Raw genomic sequence first — 24959 nt, 5'->3', positions numbered from 1 at the left:
AAACCCCTAAGCTGCGAGATCGGATGCGTCTTGGTAGGACGCCATAGGACGGGTAGCGCCCGCGACGGTGGTCACCAGATCGCGAACACGGGAGAACGTGGCAGTGACCACCTCGTTGGCACGGCTGTAGTCGACATCGCGCTCGTAGAGCGAAACGAGCGCACGGCCCATGCCATAGGTGCCCGCGGCAGCAGTGAGCGCCTTGACGGCAAACCCAATATGCGGCGTCTGCTTGACGAGCGCGCGGGTGACCGCGCGGATCAAAAGACCGCCGGCAAGCACGCCCGCGACCTCGTAGCCGCGCTCAGGCTTAATGCCGCGTCCAAAGACGGCAGCGAGCTCAAAGAGCATGCCCACCTGCGCCAGCGCCATAACGGGATAATCGGCGCCCGGCAAAAACACCAGCGCACCGGTCGCCATATTGGTGAGCGCGCACGAGGTGATAATACGATTGGCCGCCGCGATGCGCATGAAGGCAAAATTCGCCGCAAAAGCCGTTTCCTTGTCGGTGCGATCGAGAATCCAGCGGGCAAGCGTCTCGAGCAGATACGTCTTATCGGTTGCCGCTACCACGCCGAGCATGGGCGTGGACTCCTCGATAAACGGCACCTCCACAGCAGACTCGGCAAGCACGCACACGGGCGCGCCGGCGATCACGAGCTCCTGCACGGCACTCTCCAAGCGGTCGGAACCACACGAGAGCACCAGCACCACATCGGTATCGGTCTTTGGAGCAATTCGCTCCTCCCCCAGACGCTCGACGCGCACAATACCCGAGGTCGTCTGCGGCACAAAGGCGTCACGCACCGTCTCGGCCAGAAAGCGCGAGGCGGACGAATCCAGATAGACCGAGACGCGCACCGGCGTATCGGAATCCTTCTTAACGGACGCGCCCATCTTAAAAGCGCGGGTCAGCTTATCTACGGGAATTTTCATAGCAAACCCCTCCAGCGGTTACGCGGCGCCCGAACGATGCCGCCATATGGATTGTACGATACCCACCGTCAGCAGCTGAATCATCATCGAAGACGAACCAAAGCTAATAAACGGTAGCGGAATACCGGTAATCGGCATCATGCCGATGCACATGCCGATGTTTTCGAAGGTCTGGAACGCCCACATGCCGACGATACCTACGCATGATAAGCGTAGGAACAGAGACTCGCACTTAAAGGCAACGCGGATCGTCGAGAAGATGAGCAGTACATACAAGCACAGCAGCAAAAAGGAGCCGCAGAAGCCAAAGGTCTCGGACAAAAAGGCGAAGACGAAGTCGGTATGGAACTCGGGTAGGAAGCCGCCGGCCGACTGCGTCGCATGCCCCAGGCCCTTACCAAAGAAACCGCCCGAGCCGACCGCGATCAACGACTGCTGCAGATTGTACGCATCGTCCGAATCGGCATTATCGGGGTCGATAAAGACCGTCAGACGGTTCATCTGATACTGCTTGATGAGCACATCGTGGCCGAGCAACGAATCAAAGACCGAATCGAGCGCCAGGACGAGGGCCACCAAGCCCACGAGCAGGGCCAGGGTCGACAGCACCCATTCGCGGCGTGCACCGCTCATACAAATGACGATGGCGCCCGAAACCAGCACGACCAGGCCCGAGCCCAGGTCGCCCATGGCAACGACGGCCAAAAACGGAATGGACAGCATGCCGCAGAGCTTGACGTAGTCGCGAACGGTATCGATGCGACCGTTATACTGCGAGCCAAGCGTAGCAATAAAGAAGATGGTGATGAGCTTGGCAAGCTCAACCGGCTGGAATGTCAAGCCGATACCGGGAATCTTGATCCAGCCCGTCATGCCCAGACCGCCCGTATAGGACAGACCCGGAATCTTGGGCGAGAAAATCACGATCAGGTCAATGACGAGCAACGCCGTCGAGAAATTGGAAATACCGCGCAGGTCGGTACGCCAGACCAGCACCGCCAGCACCGCTCCGATGCCAATTCCCAGCAGATGGCGTGAGAACGAGGCATCGGCCTTAAACTGCGAAGCCGACCAGATAATGATGGCACCGTAGGCGACAAGCGCCACAGTAGCCACGAGCACACCGATATGCACCTTTTGGCGAAACGTGCCGCGCGAGGCCGAAAGTTGCTTGTTGACACGGTCCAGGCTGCTGCGAGAGCCGGTCTTGGTTGAACGGAACAGATCCGCCGGAGAAAAATCCATCGCAACCTCCTATCGAACCGAAGAATCGCCCGAGGCCGAAGAGGTATCGGGCTCGCCATAAATCACGCCGAGCACGTCGCGCACGACATGCATCGCGGTATCTGAGCCGCCGCCGCCCTGCTCCAGGACAGTAGCGATGACATACTTGGGGTCATCGGCCGGTGCATAGGCGCAGAACCACGCGTATTCGTCCTCGCCGCTTTTCTCGCCCGTGCCCGACTTGCCGTATACCTGCGGCGTCAGGGTGCCAAAGTGAGCCGCTAGGGACGTCGATGCCGTGTAAATCACGTCGTGCATGCCGTTGCGAACAAGAGCCAAATCCGAATCGCTGTTGATCTTGGCCTCCAGGCGCTTCTTCTTGCCCTTTCCGTTGTACTTATAGGCATCGCCGTCACCATCGCGCGATACGGCAGACAAAAACACGTGAGGCACGTACTGTTTGCCGCCGTTGGCAAGACCCATATAGGCGCACGCCATCTGCAGGGGCGTCACCAGGATGTCGCCCTGGCCGATGGCAATGTTGGTCATATCGCCGGCATTCCACTTGCGGTCCTCGGCAGAGGCGTCGGTGAAGTACGACTCTTTCCACTCGGCATCGGGAATACGGCCCGAGCCCTCACTCGGCAGATCGATACCGCAGGTCTTGCCTAGACCCCAGCGACGAAAGACCTCCTGCAGGCCCTCGGGATGTTGCTCGTCATAAAAGAACGCCTTGCCCATGTCGTAGAAGACAGGGTCGCACGAGTTGGCGATACCCGACTGCAGCGTCATGGTGCCGTGGCCAGACGTCAGCCAGCAGCGCTTGCCCCAAGCCTTGCCCAGGCCCGTCCAATAGCCCGTGCAGTTGGTTGTCTGCGTTGAAGTGTAGGTTCCAAACTCAAGACCGGCCAGCGCCGAGAGCGGCTTGATGGTCGAGGCCGACATGTACTGTCCGCTAATGGCGCGGTTGAGCAGCGGGTGCGAACCCTTGTCATCATTGAGCTCGGTCCACACGTCGTTTGAGACGCCACCGATAAAGACGGACGGATCGAACTTGGGCTCGCTCGCCATGCCCAAGATCTCGCCATTGTTGGGATCGAGACACACCACAGCGCCGTTGCCGGCATTGCTGTAGCCAGTGGTCTTGGCAAGCTCGATAGCGCTCGCCAGCGCCGTCTCACAGGCCTGCTGGATCTTAAGGTCGAGCGTGAGCTTAATGTCGGAGCCGGCCTTCGCGGGCACGGCGCCGGCCTGACCGGTCACATTGCCCGAAGCATCGACCTTGACGGTCTGCTCGCCACGAATACCCTGCAGCAGGTTTTCGTAGTAGCTCTCAACGCCCGCCTGGCCCACGATATCGCCCGACTGGTACGTAATCTTGCCAGCAGAAGCATCATCATCGCCAGAGGTTTTCTTATTCTGGGCCTCGAGCTGCTCGGAGGTAATGGTGCCGGTATAGCCCAAGATATGACATGCCGTCTCGCCATATGGATACTGGCGCTCGGTACGCTCGGCAATCTTGACGCCCGGGAACTCGCCGGCATGCTCCTGAATATAGGCAACCGTGGAGCGACGGACGTCCGTCGCGATGGTATGCAGGCTCTGGGCGCCCTCTGTATTGTCCTGAATATTGCGAAGGACCGCCACGTAAGGCATTCCAAGCACGTTGGCAAGATGGCGAACCAGAACCTCATCCTCGGCAAGGTCGCGGTAGGCCACGACAGCAAGTGAGGGACGGTTCTGGACAAGCGCCACGCCATTGCGGTCGAGGATGCGACCGCGCACAGCGGGTGTGGTAACGGTGCGAGTCTGATTACTATTGGCCTGCTTCTCGTAATAGTCCGACGAGACCATCTGCATGCCCCACAGCTTGACGGCAAGTGCCGCAAACATTGCGCCCACACCCGTGGTGAGGATGGAAAAGCGGCCCTTAAAGGCGGTCGCCGCGGTATTGCCTTCGCCCTCGGTGGCGCGCGGGGCCGTTCCATGCTGTGTATCGTAGGTAAAACGGGAATCGCCACGACGCATGATGACCAGCGCGACCACGATGGCCACAACCAGCACGATACCGGCGATAATAACCGTCATCTGGGAAGACATCTACGGGCCTCCCCTATTTGAACTTGCGGGTCTTGGGCTTAAAGCGCATACCCGTCTGGCGTCCGCCACGTGCGGAGAATCCATAGCCGGACTGCGGCACGACGCCGGACATCAAAAACGGAATGGCAACCAGACCCGTCAGGATCGAGGACGGCAGCGCATGGCCGAAGATCGCCACGACAAAGCTCGTCTCCAAACCCATAAACAGCAAGATGATGCTGTAGATCACATTAATGACGAGCGCAAAGGCGCCCACGGTGACGCCGCGCGCACTCGGGGTACCGCCCGTCTGACCGACGGCGCTGTGCACCAGGGCAAAAGAACCCACGGTCAGCAGGAGCGACATAACGCCCACCGGCACGGCAGCGGACAGGTCATAGAACAACCCGCTGCAAAAACCGCACACGACGGCACGGGTCGGGTCGCCCGAGAACACGCTTAGGCACACCAAGATAATCATGAAGTTGACGCGACCGCCCGCAATGGAGATCTGCGGTGCCAGGCCTGCCTGCAGCAGCACGCACACAATGGCGGCGATCACAAACGTGCGGGAGCTCATCCCCTGCTCGTGTAGATCCATGGACATGCCCCCTATTCGCTCGAGCCGGAATCGGTCGTCTCGGACGTGTCGGAACTGTCATCCGAGCTCCCGTCCTTCGTCTTGGTCGCAGCATCGCGCGACGTTCCCTGCGGCGTGCTGTTGGCCGTGCTCACGTCCTCATCCGAGGCCGACTGTTCGTCGGTCAGCGAGGTGATGACCAGCACTTCCTCGTTGTTCTCGGCCGTGGTCTGAGCGCGCACCACAATGGTGTAGTACACGTCGTTTGCCGATTTCTCAACCGACGAGACGGTGCCGAGCGGTAGACCCTTGGGGAACACACCGCCAATGCCCGAGGTCACGATGATGTCGCCAACCTTAACATCGGAGTCGACGCTCACGTACTCAAGACGCAGCGTGCCGTCAGCCTGACCCTGCAGCATACCCTGGGCGCGCGTGTCCTGCACCATGGCGGACACGCCCGAGTTCTCGTCGCCAATCAGGCGCACGGTCGACGTTTTGGCCGATACCTCGATAATCTGGCCGATAACACCGGCCGAACTCGTTACGGGCATGTTGATGGTAAGCCCGTCGGCAGAACCCTTATCGATCGTGACGGTCGAGGTCCAGGCATCGCCCGAGGCACCGACGATACGAGCTGCGGTCGATTTAAGGTTGTAGGTCGACTGCAGGCCGACCAGCCCCTCCAGACGCTCAGCGGTCTTTTGAGCCTCGGAGAGCTCAGCAACCTTAGAGGTCAGTTCCTCGTTTTGCTTCTTAAGCTCATCAAGCGTGTCCTGCGACGCCGTAAGGTTAGAGAACACGTTGCCGATCGCATTGAAGGGAGCCGCCACAGCCGAACCCACAAAGCGCACCGGCGAGGTAATCGTCGTTACGCCCGAACGCACGGCATGAATCGGTCCTGCCTCGCCCTCGCGGATGTAAAACGTGAGCAGCAACACCGAAATCAGGCTGAAAACAATCAACGGGCGCATACCCGTTGATTGTCGCTTGGTATTCAGATTTGTGGAGAAACCCGAAGATCGTGCCAAATGGAATCCACCTTTTGGAAATTAAGCATTGGTCTGGACGAAGCCGCCATCAAACGCATTGGCCTCGAGCACGCGGGCACAGCCGTTAACGACGTTATCGAGCGCCGTGGGGCTGACGTTGACCGAAACGCCGGTCTCATCGCGCAGGCGCACGTCGAGACCGCGCAGCAGCGCGCCGCCACCGGTCAGCAATATGCCATAGTACATAAGGTCCGAGGCAAGATCGGGCGGCGTGGCATCGAGTGCGTCCTTGACGGCCTTAGCCATCTCGTCGAGCGGCTTGTTGAGCGCGCGACGAATCTCCTCGCTCTCGATGCGCACGGTCTTGGGCAGACCGGTAATCACGTCGCGGCCGTTGACCTCGACGTCGAGCTCGTCCTTGAGCGGCACGGCGGAGCCGACCTTGATCTTGATGTCCTCTGCCGTACGCTCGCCGATGGCCAGGTTGTAGGCATCACGAACGTGCGTAAGGATAGCCTGATCGAACTCGTCACCGGCAATACGGATGGACTGCGAGACGACGATACCGCCCATGGCGATAACAGCGACCTCGGTGGTACCGCCGCCGATGTCGATGACCATGGAACCGGTGGGTTCCTCGACGGGCAGGTCGGCGCCGATAGCGGCGGCCATGGGCTCTTCGATCAGATAGGCCTGGCGGGCGCCGGCCTGGATCGTGGCCTCAAAGACGGCACGCTTCTCGACCGACGTGACACCGGAGGGAACGCAGACGACAACGCGCGGACGCGGGGTCCACGGATAGCGCTTCTCAGACGCCTTGTCGATAAAGTAACGGAGCATGGCCTCGGTAACATCGAAGTCGGCGATGACACCGTCCTTCAGGGGACGAACGGCCACGATGTTGCCGGGCGTACGGCCGAGCATGCGCTTTGCCTCGATACCGACCGCGAGGATGCGCTCGTCGTTCTTGTCGATGGCGACAACAGAGGGCTCGCGAATGACGATGCCCTTGCCACGCACGGAGACAAGCGTATTTGCGGTGCCGAGGTCGATGGCAAGATCGCCCGCATAGCTACCGAAGAACATATCCATCAAAGAAAACAACGCAACTCCTGATGTGTTGGATGATTGCTGGAAAACTACTAGCTCATCATACTAGCGCAAGCCCGGCACCTCACTTGCGGTGAAGCACCGGGCAAAGCTAAATCCCATAAGGTCACTACTGGTTGTCAGCAGCCGAGAAATCCATATCGAGCGAGGAAACGGCCCAGCCGATATGGTTGTCGGAGCGCACGAATTTGACGGTGTACTCCTGCTCGCCGCCCTTGGACAGCGATGCCTTCACCTTGGCGGTCGTCTCGGTCATGGACTGATCCATGCCCTCGACGGACACGGTGGCACCCTGCGGAATCGAGGAGATGATCATAGACTTGGCGTCCTCGGACAGGCTCGATGCCAGACAAGACTCGGCCTTTGCGGTGTCACCGTCGCCGGCAGCCTGGAACAGATCGGTGATAACCGACTCCTGCGAGGGGAAGCCAAAGCCGCGCGTGTAGGCAAAGCCCAGACCGCCCGCGGCGATCAAAATGAGCAGAAGCAGCACGATGAAGACTTTGAGACCCGTGTGGCGATGGCGACGACGGACCTTGGCCTGCTTACGATCCTGACGGTCCTGCTGGACCATCTCGGACTCGGACAGTGTAAAGAAGCCGGTGTCCGAGGGATCGGGCATAAACTGGCCGGTCGCGCCCGTAGGATCGAGCGGATCGACGGCAGGAGCGTCCATCGCGGGCGCCGGAGCCGTGGCCATAGCCGTCTGGGCAGACAGTGCGGCAAGCGAATCGTGTACGCGGGCAAGCTCATCGGCCTGCTCGGAGGTGAGCTGGTAGATGCCATCGGCAGTAGCGGCGTTAAAGGCGTCGAGTGCGTCGGAGGGGCGGCCGGCGGCAGAAAGCGCCTGACCCATGCCGGCGTTGAGCGCACGCGTGTCGTCGCGGGGGCCGGCAAAGTCGATAGCCGTGCGGTAGGTCTCCACGGCATCCGCCGGACGGCCGAGCTTAATGAAGCAACGACCGAGCTCGCCGAGTGCGGCGGCAGGAGCCGGATTGGCGCCGTCGATGGCAGCCTGACGGAAGGCAGTACCCGCGTTGGCATAGTCGCCCGACTGGAACAGCGCGTTACCCAGGCCCAGATAGGCCTTGAACGGCGTGGCATAGGAAGCATCCTGCGTAGCAGCAGAGAACGTCTGGGCGGCCGTCGTGTAGTCGCCCACGGCGGCGAGTGCCTTGCCGCGGTTGGTGAGCAGCGCGCCGCGCTTGCCGTAGGTGCCGTCATTGAGGGCAGCGGCGTAGGCCTCGGCGGCCTCGGCATACATGCCCAGGTGCATCAAGGCGTTGCCGCGAAGGTGATCGGCCTCGCCCATAATCTCATCGGGAGTCTTTGCCGCCCCAAGCATCTGGGCTGCAGCGGAAAAATCACCCGCGCGGTAAGCGGCGCGGCCCTGTTGGATCAGCTGGCTATTCAAGGAAGTCCCCTTTACTCGTGAACGATCTCGACATGGACGATCTCGTCGCCGGCACGCAGCTGCGAAATCACATCGAGACCCTCGACCGTGGTACCAAAGACGGTGTAACCGGAATCGAGGTTATGCTGGGCGCCCAGGCAGAAGTAGAACTGCGAACCCGCGGAATCGGGGTCCATGGAGCGTGCCATGGCAAGGGCACCATCGACATGGCTGTTGCGCGGATTGGTGGCAAACTCGCCCTTGATGCAGTAGCCGGGGCCACCGGTACCGGGCATGCCGTCGGGGCCCTCAAGGCCGGCAGCGACGTCGGCGCCGGACATGTCGCGGGTATTGGGGTCGCCGCCCTGAATGACAAAGCCGGGCACATAGCGATGGAACTTAAGGCCATCATAGAAACCCATCGTGGAAAGCTCGCAGAAGTTCGCGACATGAATGGGAGCGCCCTCGCCGTCAAACTTGACCTTGATGGTACCCTTCGACGTCTCGATAACGGCGCACTCGTCGCCGGCAAGCTGATACTCGGGCGTATAGAGCTCTTTCTTAAACCCAAACATGTGGTTCCTTCCTCGTGCGTTTAAAGCATATTTGTACGAATTGTAGCAATAAGCATGCGCTTACATCAATTGCGCACGTAGGTTATGCCGACTATGGCGAACTAATTTTAGGAACGCTGCTGCGGCTTCCAGGAGCCCACGTTGGCGTCGTACTGATTCAGCGCGCTGTTGCCGCCCTGTGCGATGGGCGCCAGGATCTCGCTTTGGTGGGAACTCATCGACTCGCCATCGGGAATGGCCAGCGAGATATCCCAGCTCTGGCAGATCACGTCGACGCGCTCGTACATCCACTCGGCAAGCTGCTTTAAGTGGGCGATGTCGTCCGCATAGACCGTATCGTCCTGATACTTAAGGTTGTTGAGCTCATCTTGCGTCTTTTTAATCTGGTCGCGCAGGGCGTAGGCACTCTGCGACAGCTCCTGACGGGTGGACAGCGGCGTTCGGAGATAGCCGTTGTTAAAGGAATCGATGACCTCGCCGATCTGGCCCTCGTCACCGTAGGACACGATGGTCTGATACAGACCGTCGAGCCTGGTATAGAGCTGATCATCGGTCAGCACGGTTTCTTCCTGGACCACCTCGGCAGAATCGTCCTGCTTGGTATCGTCCTCAGTCGCCTCGCCCTTTTGGCGCGTGGGGAAGGTGGTTTGTGCAGCTTGGCCAAACTGGTCGTAGAAGCCAGGCATGACACCCATGGGATCGGCCGTCACGAACCAATAGGCACCGCCACAAACAACGGCAAGGACCGCGATGATAATGAGCGGCTTGGGAATATGACGCTTGTGCTTGTGATAGGCGTCCTCGTCGGGATGCACCTTGCGCTTGGGTTTTTGAGCATCGTCGTGCAGGGAAACCGGCGTGGGAATATCGACCTTGGGAATACCGAAATCCTTATCGAAAGCCGGCAGCACGCAGGTCTCGTTAGGATCGGCGGCGTCCGAAAGCACCGCAGCGGCAGAGGCCGGCGCATGCGGCACCTCGGTATCGATCTGCTCTTGCGTTAGGCGCGGAAAACCCGCCGTGCGGCCCGCAGCCAAGTCGGATGCGGCCGCGTCCTCGGAGAGGATACCCGGAGCGGGGCGTCCGCATTTGGGGCACGTACGATCATGCGGAGAAAGACGGGCACCGCAGCCCTCACAGAACACGAACTCGGTGTGCTCGGGGCCATCGCCCGGACCCACATAGGCGTTGCAGTAGGGGCAGAACGAGGCGCCGTCCTCGATAGTCTTAAGGCAATGCGGGCAGATCACGGCATCCTCTTTTCGAAGCAATTCAAACAATCGAGGTTAGAGCATAACATCGCCACGGCCCCACAGGAGCAAGGCACCAATTCAACATCGCCAGGGCGCGTAGTTACTTCTTCTTTTTGCTTGGCATCGAAACTTTGATGCCTTGGGCGGACTTGGTCACGCGAGAGCGCTTGGCTCCGGTACTCTTCTTTTTCTTGGGCTGGGCCTGGGCCACGCCCTCGAGTGCGCGGGCCTCGGCCTCGCGAGCGGTGCGATCTTCGCGGCGCTGCGCCATGTCGGCGGCGAAGCGCTTGGCAAAACGCTCGGCCGTCGAACCCGTCGAGCTCACCTTGCCGCCACCGCGACCCAGGTGGACGCGCACACCGCGGCCAAAACCAGTTGCAGCATGACGACGACGCGGCTTGAGCGAATCCATCATCGTGGCGAGCTTAAAGAACACCGAGCAGGTAAAGACCACGATGACAGCCAAGATAACCATCTGGCCCATCGACAGGTTGGCAATAGACAGCAGCTCTGGGAATCCAATAACGCCCACCAGGATGCCGGCGACTACAAACACAAAGAGCACCACACGTAAGGGCGTGAGAGGCTGCGAGATGCGCCAGATCAGGCTGACGCTCGCCGCGCACGACGTAAGCAGGCACATCGTAGACAGCGTGAGCTGGTTAAAGCCAAACACGCGCGCCACAAAGATATCGAGCGCCGCAGCCAAAATGACCGCAATCGACGCCGGCAGTGCACGCTTGAGTACGTTCGTCAAAAACGCACCCTTCACGCGAGCATTGTTGGGCTCCAGGCCCAACACAAAGCCCGGCGCGCCGATGCAGAAGAAGTTGATGAGCGTCATCTGGATGGGCTCGAAGGGGTACGGCGGCAGCGCGATGCACAGCGCCGCCAGGCCCATCGAGAACAGCGTCTTGGTCAGGAACAGTGAGGCCGAACGCTGCAGGTTGTTGATGGAGCGACGGCCCTCGGCCACCACGGCGGGCATCGAGGCAAAATCGTTGTCGACGAGTACGATCTCGGCCACGTTGCGCGCGGCATCGGAGCCGGCCGCCATGGCCACGGAGCAGTCGGCCTCCTTGAGCGCCAGCACGTCGTTGACGCCGTCGCCCGTCATGGCCACGGTGTGCTCGCGGCGCTTGAGCGCCTGCACGAGCTCGCGCTTCTGCTGCGGGGTCACACGACCAAAGACATGGTAGCGGTCCACTGCGGCATCGAGCTTGGCCGGCGTATCGAGCGTCGTGGCGTCCACATAAGCGTCCGCCCCCGGCACGCCCACCACGCGTGCGATCGACGACACCGTACGCGGGTCGTCGCCACTGATCACGTTGAGGGTCACGCCCTGCTCGTTAAAGTAGCCGATGGTCTCGGCCGCCGAGGCACGAATCTCGTCGCGGATGGTCACAAAGCCCACGGGCTCGGCCTCGCCCACCATATCGCCATCGGGCGTAAAGCCGTCCACGCGCGCCACCACGAGCACGCGGCAGGTATCGGCAAGCTCGGCGACACGGTTCTCGACCTGAGAAAACACACGATCAGAAAGCACAAACTGCGCCGCACCCATTACGTAGGAGCCCTGCGCAAACGAAGCGCCACTCCATTTTTTAGACGACGAGAACGGAATGACCGACAGCGGCTCAGACACCTCGACCGGGCGATCGGCGTAATAGTTGAGCAGCGCCTGGCAGGTCTCGTTGGCATCGGCCGAAGTCGCACGCGCGACGTTAGCCAGCGCAAAATCGAGCACCGTGGAATCGACGGGAACAGCCGCCTCGTCCGAGCCGGCGCCTAGGCTCACGCCCTCAACCGGCAGCGGATACGTGCCCTCGACCTCCATGCGGCCCGATGTGATGGTGCCCGTCTTGTCCAGGCACAGTACATCGACGCGAGCGAGCGTCTCGATGCAGTAGAGCTGCTGCGCCAGCACCTTGCGGCGGGCCAGGCGCACCGTGGCGATGGCGAGCACCGACGAGGTCAGCAGCACCAGGCCTTGCGGGATCATGCCCAGCAGGGCGCCCACCGTGGACAGCAGCGCCGACGAAGGCACATGACCAGCCAGCAGCTCGGAGAAGCACCAGGAAAGCGCGCTATCGCCTGGAGTTCCCGCGGCATCCCACAGCTCGCTCACACTCGAGGCAAACAACGCCAAACCGAGCGGGATCATGATGATGCTCGCAAAGCGCACGATGGCGTTAAGCGCGTTCATGATCTCGGAATTGACCTTTTTGACGTACTTGGCCTCGTTATTAATTTTGGCCACGTAGTTGTCGGCGCCGACATGAATCACGCGGGCGCGCAGCAAGCCCGAGTCGATAAAGCTGCCGCTCATTAGCTCGGAACCGGGCTGTTTCTTAATAAGGTCGCTCTCGCCCGTCAGCAGGCTCTCATTCACGAGCGCCTCGCCCGAAACCACCACGGCATCAGCGGGAATCTGGTCGCCGCGCCCCAGGCGGATGATGTCGTCGAGCACGATCTGGTCCAAGTCGAGCTCCACCTCGGCGCCGTCGCGCACCGCGATGGCCTTCTTGGAGGTCAGCAGCGTGAGCTTATCGACCATCTTCTTGGAACGCATGGATTGAATGACGCCAATAGCGGTATTGAGGAACACCACGAACAGGAACGTCAGATTCTTAAACGAACCGGTCAAAATGACCAGGAACGCCAAGATCACGTTAATCAAATTGAACAGCGTGCAGAGGTTCTCGATGATGAGCTCTTTGACCGACTTGGTCTTGAGTTCCATGTTGCGGTTGATTTTACCGGCGGCGATACGCTCCTCGACCTCGGCGGTTGAGAGTCCGCGCTCGATATCCGTTGCTGCCATACCACGTCCCATCACGTCGCGTCGGTATAAGAAAAACCGCCCGGACCATGCGAGGTTCGGACGGTCTTACGTTCGATGGTGCCCCATGTTGGATTCGAACCAACGGCCTTCTGCTCCGGAGGCAGACGCTCTAATCCCCTGAGCTAATAGGGCCAACGTTTGGCATTATACCCAAGTGCGCCACGGGCTATCAAAATAAAAGAAAAAGCTTTGCAATTCCGAGGAAGACGCGGCGCAACGGCCCACTTTAGAAGGCAAAAGCGAGTCAGATAGTATAAACTCTCATGCACCATATATACACGGCTCGCGATGCGGGCCGTTTTTGCAAAAGTTATCCATCGAGGTGAGAGGCACACCATGATTGCAATTTTAAAGCAGAGCGCCAGCGACGAGGCCGTCGGCCATATCGTCAGCTGGATTGAGAAAAAGGGCCTGAAGACCGATGTCTCGCGCGGCGAGAATGAGACGATTATCGGCCTGGTGGGCGATACGACCAAGATCGACCCGTTCCTGCTCGAGTCCATGGATGTCGTCGAGCGCGTGCAGCGCGTCTCCGAGCCGTTCAAGCGCGCCAACCGCAAGTTCCACCCCGAGGACTCCGTCATCGACTGCGGCCATGGCGTCAAGATCGGCGGCGACCAGTTCCAGGTCATCGCCGGCCCCTGCTCCGTCGAGGGCGAGAACCTCATCCGCATCGCACGCCGCGTGAAGGCCGCCGGCGCCACGATGCTGCGCGGTGGCGCCTACAAGCCCCGCACCTCCCCCTACGCCTACCAGGGCATGGGCCCCGCCGGCCTCGACCTGCTGTGCGAGGCGTCTGCCGAGCTCGACATGCCGATCGTCACCGAGATCATGGATCCACGCGACGTGCAGGTCTTCTTGGACAAGAAGATTGACGTCATGCAGATCGGCGCCCGCAACGCCCAGAACTTCCCCCTGCTCAAGGAGGTCGGCAAGACCCAGACCCCGATTCTGCTCAAGCGCGGCATGTCCGGCACGATCGACGAGCTGCTTATGGCAGCCGAGTACATCATGAGCGAGGGCAACGACAACGTCATCCTGTGCGAGCGCGGTATCCGCACCTTCGAGACCCGCACCCGCAATACCTTCGACCTCAACGCCGTGCCGGTTCTGCACCACCTGTCGCACCTGCCCGTCGTCGCCGACCCCAGCCACGCCACCGGCTACACCCGCTACGTTGAGCCCATGGCGCTCGCCGCGACCGCCTGCGGCGCCAACGGCCTGGAGATCGAGGTCCACGACGAGCCCAGCCGCGCATGGTCCGACGGCGCTCAGGCCCTCACCCCCGACCAGTTCGACGACACCATGCGCCGCATTCGCGCCATCCGCGAGGTCGTCTGCCAAGAGACCATGGAGTAGCCCATGGGTACGGTGAGAAACGCGCGCGTTAACCAGGGCGGCCCCAAGTGCGCCGGTATCGTCGGCCTTGGCCTCATCGGCGGTAGCTTTGCCCGCGGCTATGCCCAGGCGGGCGTCCGCGTGCTGGCCTGGGACCCCGATGACGATGTCATGACGGCCGCCAGCATGGGCACTGTCGCCGGAGAGCTCAACGACGAGACACTCGGCGAATGCGACATCATCGTCCTGGCTTGCTACCCCGAGGCCTGCATCGAGTGGCTCGAGGCGCATGCCCAGGCCCTCGCCGACGCCACCGACACCGAGGCCATCATGGGTCCCGTGGTGATCGACACCGTGGGCGTCAAGGGCATCGTGTGCGAACGTGCCTTTGAGCTTGCCCGTGAGCACGGCTTTTACTTTGTGGGCGCACACCCCATGGCGGGCACGCAGTACTCGGGCTACGCACACTCCCGCGCCGACCTGTTCCAGGGCGCGCCACTCGTGCTCGTGCCGCCCGCGGTGGACGATGCGCTCAAACTGGAGCTTTTGGGCCAGGTGCGCGAGATGGTGCGCCCCTTGGGCTTTGGCAAGTTCAGCGTGACCAGCGCCGCCGAGCACGACCGCGTCATCGCCTTCACGAGCCAGCTTGCGCACGTGGTGTCCAACGCCTACGTCAAAAGCCCCACCGCCCAGGTCCACCACGGCTTTTCGGCCGGTAGCTACCGCGATCTCACCCGCGTGGCGCACCTCAACCCGCAAATGTGGTCCGAGCTCATGATCGACGACGCCGACGCGCTCGCCTTCGAGATCGACCATCTGATCGACTCGCTTGGCGCCTACAGCCGCGCCCTTAAGGACCGCGACCAGCGCTATCTGGAGAATCTCCTTGCCGAGGGCGACCGCATTAAGCGCGCACTCGACGACGAGGCCTCCCACTAGACCACCTATCACGCCAGGTCGAAAGGACCGAAGCTTATGGCGATTACCATCGATATCGACACTGCACGCCCCTACCGGGTGCATGTTGGCACGTTTTTGCTGGAGCAGGCGGGACCGCTCGTGCGCGCCACTGCCGGCGGCACCAAGGCCGTCATCGTGACGGACACCAACGTGGGCCCGCTCTACCAGATGCCCGTTAAGCAGAGCCTGGAGGCGTCAGGCTACGAAGTGAGCATCTGCACCTTCGAGGCCGGCGAGGCCCATAAGCGCGCCGAAACCTATGTTGCCATTTTGGAGTTTGTGGCCGAACACGAGCTTTCGCGCTCCGATGTGATCGTGGCACTCGGCGGCGGCGTCGTAGGCGACGTGGCGGGCTTTGTGGCCGCCACCTACATGCGCGGCTGCAAGTTTATGCAGATCCCGACGAGCCTGCTAGCTATGGTGGATTCGTCGGTGGGCGGCAAGACCGCCATCGACCTGGCTGCCGGCAAGAACTTGGCCGGCGCCTTTTGGCAGCCGAGCGTGGTTATCGCCGACGTGGGGTGCCTAGCCACCCTCACGCCCGAGCAGTTCGCCGACGGCTGCGGCGAGGTCATCAAGCACGCCGTGATCGCCGACCCGGAGCTTTTCGCCGAGCTGGAGAAGACCCCGCTCACGCTGGAGCTGCTCAACCGCGATGTGGCCCGCGTAGCGCTCATCATCGCCCGCAATATCGACATCAAGCGCGCCGTGGTCGTTGCCGACGAGCGCGAGACCAACCAGCGCAAGCTCCTCAACTTTGGACACAGCGCCGGACACGCCGTCGAGGCCTGCGAGCACTTTGAGCTCGGACACGGCAACTGCGTGTCGATCGGCATGGGCATCATCACGCGCGCCGCGGCTCTGCACGGCATTTGCGATGCTGCACTGCCCGGTCGTATCGAGGAGCTCTGCGCCCGCCATGGCCTCAAGACCCGCTGCGACCTAGATGCCGATGCCGTTTTTGCCGAGGCGCTCCACGACAAGAAGCGCGCGGGCGACACCATCGACCTGGTGATTCCGCACGGCATCGGCCGCTGCAGCATCGACCGCACGCCGCTTTCCACTTTCCACGAACTCATTGCCGAGGGCCTCGGCCAGAAGGGAGACGCATTCGCATGCTAGCCCGCATCACCCCGTCCCCGCTTAAGGGCACCGTTCCCGCCATCGCGTCCAAGTCGATGGCGCATCGCCTGATCATCTGCGCCGCGCTTGCCAACGGCGAGACGCACGTTACCTGCAACACCACCTGCGCCGACATCGAGGCTACGGTGCGTTGCCTTACGGCACTGGGCGCTCGCATCGAGACCGTCGAGGATGGCTTCCAGGTCCATCCCACTATGAAGAGTATTGAGTTTGGCCTGCTCAAGGCACTTGCCGGCGGAACGCTTGACTGCGGCGAAAGCGGCTCCACGCTCCGCTTTATGTTGCCCGTCGCCTGCGCGCTGGGCGCAGAAGCAACTTTTGTGGGCCAGGGACGCCTGGGCGCACGCCCCCTCTCCCCGCTCTCGGACGAGATCATCGCCGCCGGCTGCGACCTACAGGGTCTGGGCGGTTTTCCGCTCAAGACGAGCGGCCGCATGCGCCCGGGCACCTTTGTGCTGCCGGGCAACGTAAGCTCGCAGTACATCTCGGGCCTGCTGCTGGCAGCCCCGCTGCTGGCCCAGCCCTCCTGCGTGCAGGTGACCGGCCTCATTGAGAGCCGCCCCTACATCAACCTGACGATCCAGGCCATGAAGGCCTTCGGCGTCGAGGTCAACGTCGAGCGCATTCCCGCCAAGGACGGTCAGCCCGAGGTCACAAACTTCCGCGTGAGCAGTGGCTCGTACCGCACGCCCGGCAGCGTGGCCGTCGAGGGCGACTGGTCCAACGCCGCCTTTTGGTTGTGTGCTGGCGCCATCGGCACCGATCCCATCACCGTGGAGGGCGTGTCGCTGAGCTCTGCGCAGGGCGACCGCAACGTGCTTGCCGCGCTTTCGCGCTTTGGCGCCCGCATCGTGCGCTCCACCAACGCCGCCACCGTGCAGTCCGACAAGCTCGCCGGCTTTGAGATGAGCGCCCACGACATCCCCGACCTGGTGCCCGTTATCTCGGCCGTGGCCTCGCTGGCACAGGGCCGCACCTTTATCCGCGATTGCGCCCGTCTGCGCATCAAGGAATCCGACCGCCTGGTCACCACCACCCGCGAGCTCACCGCGCTGGGCGCGCAGGTGCGTATTGCCGGCGACGACCTCATCATCAAGGGTGTCGATGCCTTTACCGGCGGCGAGGTCGATTCGCACAACGACCATCGCATCGCCATGATGGCCGCCATCGCCGCGAGCCGTGCCACCGGCGAGGTCGTGATCCACGGCGCCGAGGCCGTCAACAAGTCCTATCCCGATTTCTTCGACCACTACCGCCTGCTGGGCGGCAAGGTCACACTCGAGGAGGAATAGCATGTCCTCGACCTTTGGCAACGTCTTGCACTTAAGCATCTTCGGCCAATCGCACTCCCCCGCTATCGGCTGCTCGCTCGATGGCATCCCGGCGGGCATCGCCGTGGACCAGGAGAAGCTGCAGGCCTTCCTCGACCGTCGCGCCCCCGGTCGCGACGAGACCGCGACCAAACGCCGCGAGGCCGACGCCGCTCACATCATCGCCGGTGTTGTCGATGGACATACCACCGGCGCGCCCATCGCCGCGATTATCGAGAACACCAACACGCGCTCCAAGGATTACTCCGAGTTGCGCCGCAAGCCCCGTCCAGGACATGCCGATTACCCGGCGCGTGTGAAGTACCACAACATGCACGATGTCGCCGGCGGCGGGCATTTCTCCGGCCGCCTAACGGCCCCCTTATGCATCGCCGGCGGCATCGCCCTGCAGGCACTCGAGGCCCGCGGTATCAAGGTCATGGCGCACGTCGCGCAGATCGGCGGCATCTCCGACCTGCCCATGGACGACACTGTCTATCGCGAGGCCGACCGCAAGGCGATCCTTACGAACGACCTGCCCTGCATTGACGCCGCCGCTGCCGGTCGCATGCGCGAGGAAATTCTGGCCGCGCGCGATGAACTCGACAGCATCGGCGGCATCGTGGAGTGCGGCATCTATGGGCTTCCCGCGGGCATTGGTGACCCCATGTTCGACGGCATCGAGAACCGCATCGCGCAAATCGCGTTTGGCATTCCCGCCGTAAAGGGCGTGGAGTTTGGCATGGGCTTTGCCGTGGCCGCCATGCGCGGCAGCGAGAACAACGATCCGTATCGCATCGACGCCGAGACCGGCGAGATCGAGGTTGAGTCCAACAACGCCGGCGGCATCCTGGGCGGTATTTCGACCGGCGCGCCCGTCATGTGGCGCATGGCCGTAAAGCCGACGCCCTCAATTGGCCGCGAGCAGCAGACGGTGGACATGGACGCCATGGAAAATGCCGAGCTCTCGGTCCACGGCCGTCACGATCCCTGTATCGTCCCCCGAGCCGTCCCCGTAGCCGAAGCAGCAGCTGCCCTCGCGATTTGGGACGCCCTCCTAGAGGACGCCGCCCAGCGCTAAAAATCTCCGGGGGCCAGCTCCGGCCCCCACGCCCACCCAGTGATTTTTCTGGGACGGGGATTAAAAAATCATTAGGTACACAATGATTTTTTAATCCCCGTCCCAGAAAAATCACCGACACGTGAAAGGGGTCCCTATGGACCTTGCTGACATCCGCCAGGCCATCGATGGCATAGACACCACGCTCCTCAACAGCTTTGTCGAGCGCATGGACATTGCCACCGAGGTCGCCAAGTCAAAAATCGAGATGGGCAAGGCCGTCTTCGACCCCGCCCGCGAGCGCTCCAAGCTCAACAACCTCGCCAGCCGCGCGCCCGAGCGCTACGAGGCCCAAACCATCACCCTGTTCCGTCTCCTCATGAGCATGAGCAAGGCCGAGCAGCAGCGCTACATCAACGAACTCAAGGGCATCACTGTCTCGAAAAAGGCCCACGCCACGGCTGCAGCCTCCGACACGCCCTTCCCTCAAACTGCCACCGTCGCTTGCCAGGGCGTTGAGGGCGCTTACAGTCAAATCGCCGCGTGCAAGCTCTTCGACGTGCCCGATATCGCGTTTTTCGAGACCTTCGAGGGCGTCATGCGCGCTGTGCGCGACGGCTTCTGCGAGTTTGGCGTGCTGCCCATCGAGAACTCCACCGCCGGCTCGGTCAACGCCGTCTACGACCTGCTCGCCCAGTTCGATTTTCACATCGTGCGCTCGCTTCGCCTCAAGATCGACCACAACTTGCTCGTCAAGCCCGGCACCAAGCTCGCGGACATACGCGAGGTCTACAGCCACGGTCAGGCCATCGCGCAGTGCGCTAGCTTTATAGAGTCCCACGACCTGCACGCCACCAAGTACCCCAACACGGCCATGTCGGCCGAAATGGTCGCCAACTCCGGGCGCACCGATGTTGCCGCCATCGCATCGCGCAGCTGCGCAGCACTCTATGGCCTGGAGGTGCTGGAGTCCAACATTCAGGACTCGGACAACAACTACACGCGCTTTGTCGTCATCAGCCGCGAGCCGCGCGTCTACCCCGGCGCCAACCGCACCTCGCTCATGATTACCACGGCCAACGAGCCGGGCACACTCTATCGCGTACTCGAGCGCTTCTACGCGCTCAATATCAACCTCATCAAGCTCGAGAGCCGCCCCATCCCCGGCCGCGACTTTGAATTTATGTTCTACTTTGATCTGGACTGCCCCTTTGGCAGCAAGGCCCTCGACGACCTGCTCGATTCCATCGACGACGTGTGCGAAAGCTTCACCTACTTTGGCAGCTACACGGAGGTGCTCTAGATGACCGATACCGCCGCAACCCGCCCCTACGGCGTACTGGGCCGCGTGCTGGGCCACAGCTACACCCCGACCATCTACAAAGAGCTCGCTGGGCTCGAGTACGTGCGATTTGAGCGCGAGCCCGAGGACCTCGCGGCCTTTATGACCGGCAACGAGTGGGAAGGCACCAACGTGACCATCCCCTACAAACGCGCCGTCATGAACTACCTGGACGAGCTGAGCCCGCTCGCCGAGCGCATGGGCAACGTCAACACCATCACGCGCCTGCCCGACGGGCGCCTGCGCGGCGACAACACCGACTACTTTGGTTTTCAGTGCCTGGTCGAGGAGCTGGGGGTTGAGGTTACCGGCAAGAAGGTCCTCGTGCTTGGCGCTACCGGTGGTGCCGGCACCACGGCAAGCATGGTGCTCGGCGACCTTGGCGCCACCGTGGTGCCCGTGGGCCGCACGAGCGAGGTCAACTACGGCAACATCGCGCAGCAGTCCGACGCCGCCCTACTCGTCAACTGCACGCCCTCCGGCATGTTCCCCCATTGCCCCGACGCGCCTTGCACGCTCGAAGGGCTCGATGCGCTCGAAGGCGTTATCGACATTGTCTACAACCCCGCCCGCACGGGCCTGATGCTCGAGGCCGAGCGCCGCGGTATCCCTTGCATCGGCGGCCTGCTGATGCTCGTGGCCCAAGCGGCACAGGCCGTCGAGCGCTACACCGGCCAGGTCACCCTGCGCGAGCGCATCCTGGATGTAACGGAGCGCTTGTCACGCCGCGAACAGAACATCGCGCTGATCGGCATGCCGGGCTCGGGCAAGACCCGCGTGGGTGAGCAGATTGCCCTGCTCACGGGTCGCGAGCACATCGACCTGGACCGCGCCCTCGAGGAACGCCTCGGCATGCCCTGCGCCGACTTTATCGTCAAGCGCGGCGAGGCCGCCTTCCGCAAGCAGGAGACGGCGGAACTGTCCGACATCTCCAAGCGCAGCGGCCTGGTGCTCTCCACCGGCGGCGGCGTGGTCACACGCGACGAAAACTATCCGCTGCTGCACCAAAACAGCCAGATCGTGATGCTCAACCGCAAGCTCGACGAACTCGCCCACAAGGGCCGCCCCATCACCGCGCGCGACGGCATCGATAAGCTGGCCGAACAGCGTATGCCGCGCTACCGCGCCTGGGCCGACTACATCATCGACTCACGCGACTGCGCCGCCAACACCGCCCAAGCCCTCCTCGACACCCTCCCACCCGCTCTCTAACCAAAACCACCACAAAGGGGACAGGCACCTTTGTGGTGGTTTTCCAATCGCAAAGGAAGCAACCATGAAAGCACTCGTCATCAACGGACCCAACCTCAACATGCTCGGCATTCGCGAGCCGGGCATCTATGGCAGCGACAACTACGGCCGCCTGGTCCAGATCTGCCAGAAAGCGGGCGCCGCACAGGGCTTCGACGAGGTCGAGGTCTTCCAGTCTAACCACGAGGGCAGCATCGTCGACAAGATCCAGGAGGCCTACGGCAAGGTCGACGGCATCGTCATCAACCCGGCCGCCTACACGCATACGAGCGTGGCCATCCTGGACGCGCTCAAAGCCGTCGCCATCCCTGCCGTCGAGGTTCACATCAGTGCCGTCGAAACACGCGAAGACTTCCGCCAGGTGAGCTATGCACGCCTAGCCTGCTTCGCCACCATCACCGGCGAGGGCCTGCAGGGCTACGCACATGCACTGGAGCTGCTGAAAGAGCATCTGCTACACTAATCTTATGGGCAAATGAGTCAGATGCGTTTGTCCCTAAACTAAAGTAACTGTCCAATTGACATACAAAGGAGCATATCCATGTCCCAGTTCGATTACCTTGTCGTCGGTGCCGGCCTTTCGGGCGCCGTCTTTGCCAATGCCGCCAAGCGTGCCGGCAAGTCGGTCCTGGTCATCGATCGCCGCGACCACATCGCCGGCAACATCTACACCGAGGACGTCGAGGGCATCCAGGTCCACCGCTACGGCGCTCATATCTTCCACACCTCCATGAAGGACGTCTGGGACTACGTCAACCGCTTCGCCGAGTTCAACAACTACGTCAACTCGCCGGTCGCCAACTTCCACGGCAGCATGTACAACATGCCCTTCAACATGAACACCTTCGCCAAGATGTGGCCGGGCGTCGTCACGCCGGCAGACGCCAAGGCCAAGATCGCCGAGCAGGTGGCCGCCGAGAACATCGGCGAGCCGCAGAACCTGGAAGAACAGGCGCTGTCCCTCGTGGGCCGCGACATCTTCGAGACGCTTGTGAAGGGCTACACCGAGAAGCAGTGGGGCCGCGACTGCCGCGACCTGCCCGCGAGCATCATCAAGCGCCTCCCCTGCCGCTTCACGTACGACAACAACTACTTCAACGACCGCTACCAGGGCATCCCCATGGGCGGCTACACCAAGATGGTCGCCAACATGCTCGAGGGCGTCGAGGTGCGCTGCGGCGTGGAGTACAAGGAGCTGGTCGCCGCCGAGCCCGATATCGCCGCCAAGACGATCTACTGCGGCCCCATCGACGCGTTCTACGACTTCAAGCTGGGCACGCTCGAGTACCGCAGCCTGCGCTTCGAGACCGAGACGCTCGACGAGGCCGACCACCAAGGCGTGGCCGTGGTCAACTACACCGAGCGCGAGGTCCCCTACACGCGCATCATCGAGCACAAGCACTTCGAGTTCGGCACGCAGGAGAAGACCGTCATCACGCGCGAGTACCCGGCGGACTGGAAGCCCGGCGACGAGCCCTACTACCCCATCAACGACGCCAAGAACGAGGCCCTCTACAAGCAGTACGAGGAGCTGGCGGCGCAGGAAGGCGACGTGATCTTTGCCGGACGCCTGGGCGGCTACAAGTACTACGACATGGACAAGGCCATCGCCGCGGCCTTCGAGCTTGTCCGCAACGAGCTGGGTGTGGAGCCGACTGAGGCGTAGAGACAAAGGCGCATTAGCTAGCCACCATAAGCAAACAGATTGCCCGGCGCAGCGCGAATGCTGCACCGGGCTGGCTTTGGGCATCCCCATCATTATGGAACTCTTAGCCACCGGACTAGTTCCGCTCTTCCACACCGCCATGCTTTCAGCAGCGTTTATGTTCCTGTGCGGACTCTCGCTCACTACGGGCTTTATCCTGGACTCCGTAGCCAAAGTGGACAGCAAGCAGTGGGAACTGAGGGTAAATGCGGAGAGCACCGATTAATACCCTTGCATGAAATCACAAAGTTATAGTTTTGAATTAAAAAATAGGAGTAATGCTGATTTTGATATCAGTTCAACTGAGTCCATTCATACAGAACCTGGTTCCGTAGGTAAGACGCAGGCGGCCTTTCAATCATTTCATTAGCTTGATTTTCTATTCTGGTCAACCGAATGCGACCTTCATTTGAAATACCATAATAGTCAAAATATGCCGTAGCTGTTTTATATAGATCTACGTTCTTTTTCTGCATATCAATTAGTTCAAGAAGACATTCTTCCGCATCATCTCTCATATCCATGCAATATAAGGAACCAATCTTTAATAGCTGTAACTCAGAAGTTACACTTCGCAAGCGTAAAGAATCAGCAGTATCCACAACACTGGCATATTCGCCCTCGTCACATAATCTGAGCAAATAATTCTCAGTCACTTCGGGGTCTTTTTCAAAACACGAAGGACCTCTATCTCCCACTTCAATCAAATAGCTTCTATAACATGTAATGATCGTAAGGCCGAAGATTATCGAAAGACATAAGAGGAGGCAGCCTTTATTAGCCCAGTTAGTAAATCCGAAGGATAATTCTTTTATAGAATATTTTTCATTTCCGCGAGACAAAAACAGAACTAACAGTAAATCAATGAAACCGAATTGGATGTCAATATCAACCATAAAATGAAGCAGCATTAAAACAATGCCAGCAACCACGAATGAGCTATGGGGAATATTGCTACGCTCCTTAAATATGCAGATTATACGCGTGATACAGAACCATAAAAATGCAGTAAGCGCGAAAATGCCGCCGTCAAGCAGAATTTGAAGATAGCCACAATGGATGACATTGGCAGAGTATTGCGCACTTTGAACGAATCGATACGATTGTCGCCAAGCACCAGGGCCGATTCCGATAAAAGGGCTAGACCCAGCCAATCTAAGTCCATCGTATATTTGAATAATTCGCTCAATAAATGTCTGCACCGACTCCACAATACGTCCCGACATCATGTCATAAATACACAATATGAGGACAAGCCCGAACACGGCGAGCAAAAATGAGGCCATAGACCGCTTTTCCAATATCAAATAAATCATAAGGCCAAAAACGAACAATATGGCAACGGCGACCGAACGCGTCAGGACAAGCGCAATAAATGGCACTAGACAATCAATTTTTGTAAACAAAGGACTATCGAGCAGCAATAAAAATGAAAGCGCAAACCAAACGGCAGCGGTATTAGCGTATTGAAAAAACGCCTGAAGACGACCAGCGCTAACATAACCAAAAAAAGAAGGGAAAACAAAAAAAAGTAAAATAGCAGCTGCAGAAGAAATGAAACAGATGTAGCGTAATCCCCCAATCAGGTAATTGAAATCAAAATCATCAACCGAAGTAAAAACAAATGACGAAGACAGGAACATGCAATAAGGGGCAAGATGAGCAAGCGAGTAAGAGCCATAACCGCATGCAAAAGAAGATATAAGCCCAAGAAATACCACGGCAGCCATGCTTATATTTCTTTGGAAATTTAGAATTTCGAATTTTGAGCGATCAATAACGATAATAAACAACAGAAAAAAAGAAGCAATAAAAGAAATGCTAGAATTATAGCCCCCCTGGAGTAAAAGAATAGCCCCGAGT

At 60.4% G+C, this 24959-nt stretch carries 20 protein-coding genes and 1 tRNA gene; 9 read left to right on the top strand and 12 right to left on the bottom strand.

Going from position 1 to position 24959, the window contains the following annotated elements:
- Positions 1 to 6 precede the first annotated feature (6 nt).
- The 11 genes from ABCN01_RS02435 to ABCN01_RS02385 form a co-directional block, all read right to left on the bottom strand.
- Entirely contained in the window at positions 7 to 936 is a 930-nt protein-coding gene (locus ABCN01_RS02435) for a YcjF family protein (protein ID WP_342996352.1), read from the bottom strand.
- Positions 937 to 954: 18 nt separating this feature from the next.
- Positions 955 to 2181 carry an FtsW/RodA/SpoVE family cell cycle protein gene (locus ABCN01_RS02430; RefSeq protein WP_022094759.1) on the bottom strand — a complete coding sequence of 409 codons (1227 nt, stop codon included), beginning with the start codon at positions 2179 to 2181 and terminating at the stop codon, positions 955 to 957.
- A gap of 9 nt (positions 2182 to 2190) precedes the next feature.
- Complete coding sequence (mrdA, locus tag ABCN01_RS02425; RefSeq protein ID WP_342996353.1) at positions 2191 to 4260, bottom strand: penicillin-binding protein 2; 2070 nt, start codon at positions 4258 to 4260, stop codon at positions 2191 to 2193.
- Positions 4261 to 4273: 13 nt separating this feature from the next.
- Positions 4274 to 4840: a rod shape-determining protein MreD gene (locus tag ABCN01_RS02420; RefSeq protein WP_342996354.1), complete on the bottom strand. Its 567-nt coding sequence runs from the start codon at positions 4838 to 4840 to the stop codon at positions 4274 to 4276.
- 11 nt (positions 4841 to 4851) lie between these two features.
- Positions 4852 to 5793: a rod shape-determining protein MreC gene (mreC, locus tag ABCN01_RS02415; protein ID WP_342996355.1), complete on the bottom strand. Its 942-nt coding sequence runs from the start codon at positions 5791 to 5793 to the stop codon at positions 4852 to 4854.
- Between the two features lie 78 nt (positions 5794 to 5871).
- Positions 5872 to 6903 (bottom strand): rod shape-determining protein, encoded by a 1032-nt coding sequence (gene mreB, locus ABCN01_RS02410; protein WP_006236061.1) that lies wholly within the window; start codon positions 6901 to 6903, stop codon positions 5872 to 5874.
- Positions 6904 to 7030: 127 nt separating this feature from the next.
- Positions 7031 to 8335 carry a tetratricopeptide repeat protein gene (locus ABCN01_RS02405; protein WP_342996357.1) on the bottom strand — a complete coding sequence of 435 codons (1305 nt, stop codon included), beginning with the start codon at positions 8333 to 8335 and terminating at the stop codon, positions 7031 to 7033.
- A gap of 11 nt (positions 8336 to 8346) precedes the next feature.
- The gene (locus tag ABCN01_RS02400; protein ID WP_006236059.1) at positions 8347 to 8889 is read right to left on the bottom strand and encodes a peptidylprolyl isomerase; all 543 of its coding nucleotides are present in this window, start codon (positions 8887 to 8889) and stop codon (positions 8347 to 8349) included.
- Between the two features lie 107 nt (positions 8890 to 8996).
- Positions 8997 to 10139: a zinc ribbon domain-containing protein gene (locus ABCN01_RS02395; RefSeq protein WP_342996358.1), complete on the bottom strand. Its 1143-nt coding sequence runs from the start codon at positions 10137 to 10139 to the stop codon at positions 8997 to 8999.
- A 103-nt stretch (positions 10140 to 10242) separates the two neighbouring features.
- Positions 10243 to 12966: an HAD-IC family P-type ATPase gene (locus tag ABCN01_RS02390; protein ID WP_342996359.1), complete on the bottom strand. Its 2724-nt coding sequence runs from the start codon at positions 12964 to 12966 to the stop codon at positions 10243 to 10245.
- Between the two features lie 76 nt (positions 12967 to 13042).
- Positions 13043 to 13119 (bottom strand) — tRNA-Arg (locus tag ABCN01_RS02385).
- 204 nt (positions 13120 to 13323) lie between these two features.
- Here ABCN01_RS02385 and aroF point away from each other — a divergent pair.
- The 9 genes from aroF to glf all read left to right on the top strand — a co-directional run bounded on the left by aroF (position 13324) and on the right by glf (position 23057).
- Positions 13324 to 14346, top strand: coding sequence for a 3-deoxy-7-phosphoheptulonate synthase (gene aroF, locus ABCN01_RS02380; protein WP_035138595.1), 1023 nt, complete (start codon positions 13324 to 13326; stop codon positions 14344 to 14346).
- Between the two features lie 3 nt (positions 14347 to 14349).
- Positions 14350 to 15264, top strand: coding sequence for a prephenate dehydrogenase (locus ABCN01_RS02375; RefSeq protein WP_342996360.1), 915 nt, complete (start codon positions 14350 to 14352; stop codon positions 15262 to 15264).
- Between the two features lie 36 nt (positions 15265 to 15300).
- Entirely contained in the window at positions 15301 to 16407 is a 1107-nt protein-coding gene (aroB, locus tag ABCN01_RS02370) for a 3-dehydroquinate synthase (RefSeq protein ID WP_342996361.1), read from the top strand.
- On the top strand, positions 16401 to 17720 hold the full coding sequence (aroA, locus tag ABCN01_RS02365) for a 3-phosphoshikimate 1-carboxyvinyltransferase (RefSeq protein ID WP_117861955.1): 1320 nt from the start codon (positions 16401 to 16403) through the stop codon (positions 17718 to 17720). The genes aroB and aroA overlap by 7 nt, the downstream gene beginning before the upstream one ends.
- A 1-nt stretch (position 17721) precedes the next feature.
- Positions 17722 to 18819: a chorismate synthase gene (gene aroC / locus ABCN01_RS02360; RefSeq protein ID WP_342996362.1), complete on the top strand. Its 1098-nt coding sequence runs from the start codon at positions 17722 to 17724 to the stop codon at positions 18817 to 18819.
- A 136-nt stretch (positions 18820 to 18955) separates the two neighbouring features.
- On the top strand, positions 18956 to 20101 hold the full coding sequence (gene pheA, locus ABCN01_RS02355) for a prephenate dehydratase (protein WP_342996363.1): 1146 nt from the start codon (positions 18956 to 18958) through the stop codon (positions 20099 to 20101).
- Positions 20102 to 21352 (top strand): shikimate kinase, encoded by a 1251-nt coding sequence (locus ABCN01_RS02350; protein ID WP_342996364.1) that lies wholly within the window; start codon positions 20102 to 20104, stop codon positions 21350 to 21352.
- 64 nt (positions 21353 to 21416) lie between these two features.
- Positions 21417 to 21854, top strand: a complete 438-nt coding sequence (aroQ, locus tag ABCN01_RS02345) for a type II 3-dehydroquinate dehydratase (RefSeq protein WP_342996365.1) — start codon at positions 21417 to 21419, stop codon at positions 21852 to 21854.
- A gap of 78 nt (positions 21855 to 21932) precedes the next feature.
- Positions 21933 to 23057, top strand: a complete 1125-nt coding sequence (gene glf / locus ABCN01_RS02340) for a UDP-galactopyranose mutase (protein ID WP_342996366.1) — start codon at positions 21933 to 21935, stop codon at positions 23055 to 23057.
- A 332-nt stretch (positions 23058 to 23389) separates the two neighbouring features.
- Here the strand turns inward: glf and ABCN01_RS02335 are convergent, their stop codons facing one another.
- A complete protein-coding gene (locus tag ABCN01_RS02335; protein WP_342996369.1) occupies positions 23390 to 24826 on the bottom strand; it encodes an O-antigen ligase family protein in 1437 nt (478 codons plus the stop codon).
- Between the last annotated feature and the right edge of the window lie 133 nt (positions 24827 to 24959).

Origin of the sequence: Collinsella aerofaciens, assembly GCF_039062365.1 — a bacterium.
Taxonomy (GTDB): Bacteria; Actinomycetota; Coriobacteriia; order Coriobacteriales; family Coriobacteriaceae; genus Collinsella.
This window is presented reverse-complemented; position numbering and strand designations above follow the sequence as displayed.

What these genes read in the sequence shown, in the direction of transcription:
- ABCN01_RS02435 (WP_342996352.1), bottom strand. Translation starts at nt 936, where the DNA reads ATGAAAATTCCCGTAGATAAGCTGACCCGCGCTTTTAAGATGGGCGCG.
- ABCN01_RS02430 (WP_022094759.1), bottom strand. Translation starts at nt 2,181, where the DNA reads ATGGATTTTTCTCCGGCGGATCTGTTCCGTTCAACCAAGACCGGCTCT.
- mrdA (WP_342996353.1), bottom strand. Translation starts at nt 4,260, where the DNA reads ATGTCTTCCCAGATGACGGTTATTATCGCCGGTATCGTGCTGGTTGTG.
- ABCN01_RS02420 (WP_342996354.1), bottom strand. Translation starts at nt 4,840, where the DNA reads ATGGATCTACACGAGCAGGGGATGAGCTCCCGCACGTTTGTGATCGCC.
- mreC (WP_342996355.1), bottom strand. Translation starts at nt 5,793, where the DNA reads ATGCGCCCGTTGATTGTTTTCAGCCTGATTTCGGTGTTGCTGCTCACG.
- mreB (WP_006236061.1), bottom strand. Translation starts at nt 6,903, where the DNA reads ATGGATATGTTCTTCGGTAGCTATGCGGGCGATCTTGCCATCGACCTC.
- ABCN01_RS02400 (WP_006236059.1), bottom strand. Translation starts at nt 8,889, where the DNA reads ATGTTTGGGTTTAAGAAAGAGCTCTATACGCCCGAGTATCAGCTTGCC.
- ABCN01_RS02390 (WP_342996359.1), bottom strand. Translation starts at nt 12,966, where the DNA reads ATGGCAGCAACGGATATCGAGCGCGGACTCTCAACCGCCGAGGTCGAG.
- aroF (WP_035138595.1), top strand. Translation starts at nt 13,324, where the DNA reads ATGATTGCAATTTTAAAGCAGAGCGCCAGCGACGAGGCCGTCGGCCAT.
- ABCN01_RS02375 (WP_342996360.1), top strand. Translation starts at nt 14,350, where the DNA reads ATGGGTACGGTGAGAAACGCGCGCGTTAACCAGGGCGGCCCCAAGTGC.
- aroB (WP_342996361.1), top strand. Translation starts at nt 15,301, where the DNA reads ATGGCGATTACCATCGATATCGACACTGCACGCCCCTACCGGGTGCAT.
- aroA (WP_117861955.1), top strand. Translation starts at nt 16,401, where the DNA reads ATGCTAGCCCGCATCACCCCGTCCCCGCTTAAGGGCACCGTTCCCGCC.
- aroC (WP_342996362.1), top strand. Translation starts at nt 17,722, where the DNA reads ATGTCCTCGACCTTTGGCAACGTCTTGCACTTAAGCATCTTCGGCCAA.
- pheA (WP_342996363.1), top strand. Translation starts at nt 18,956, where the DNA reads ATGGACCTTGCTGACATCCGCCAGGCCATCGATGGCATAGACACCACG.
- ABCN01_RS02350 (WP_342996364.1), top strand. Translation starts at nt 20,102, where the DNA reads ATGACCGATACCGCCGCAACCCGCCCCTACGGCGTACTGGGCCGCGTG.
- aroQ (WP_342996365.1), top strand. Translation starts at nt 21,417, where the DNA reads ATGAAAGCACTCGTCATCAACGGACCCAACCTCAACATGCTCGGCATT.
- glf (WP_342996366.1), top strand. Translation starts at nt 21,933, where the DNA reads ATGTCCCAGTTCGATTACCTTGTCGTCGGTGCCGGCCTTTCGGGCGCC.
- ABCN01_RS02335 (WP_342996369.1), bottom strand. Translation starts at nt 24,826, where the DNA reads ATGGCTGCCGTGGTATTTCTTGGGCTTATATCTTCTTTTGCATGCGGT.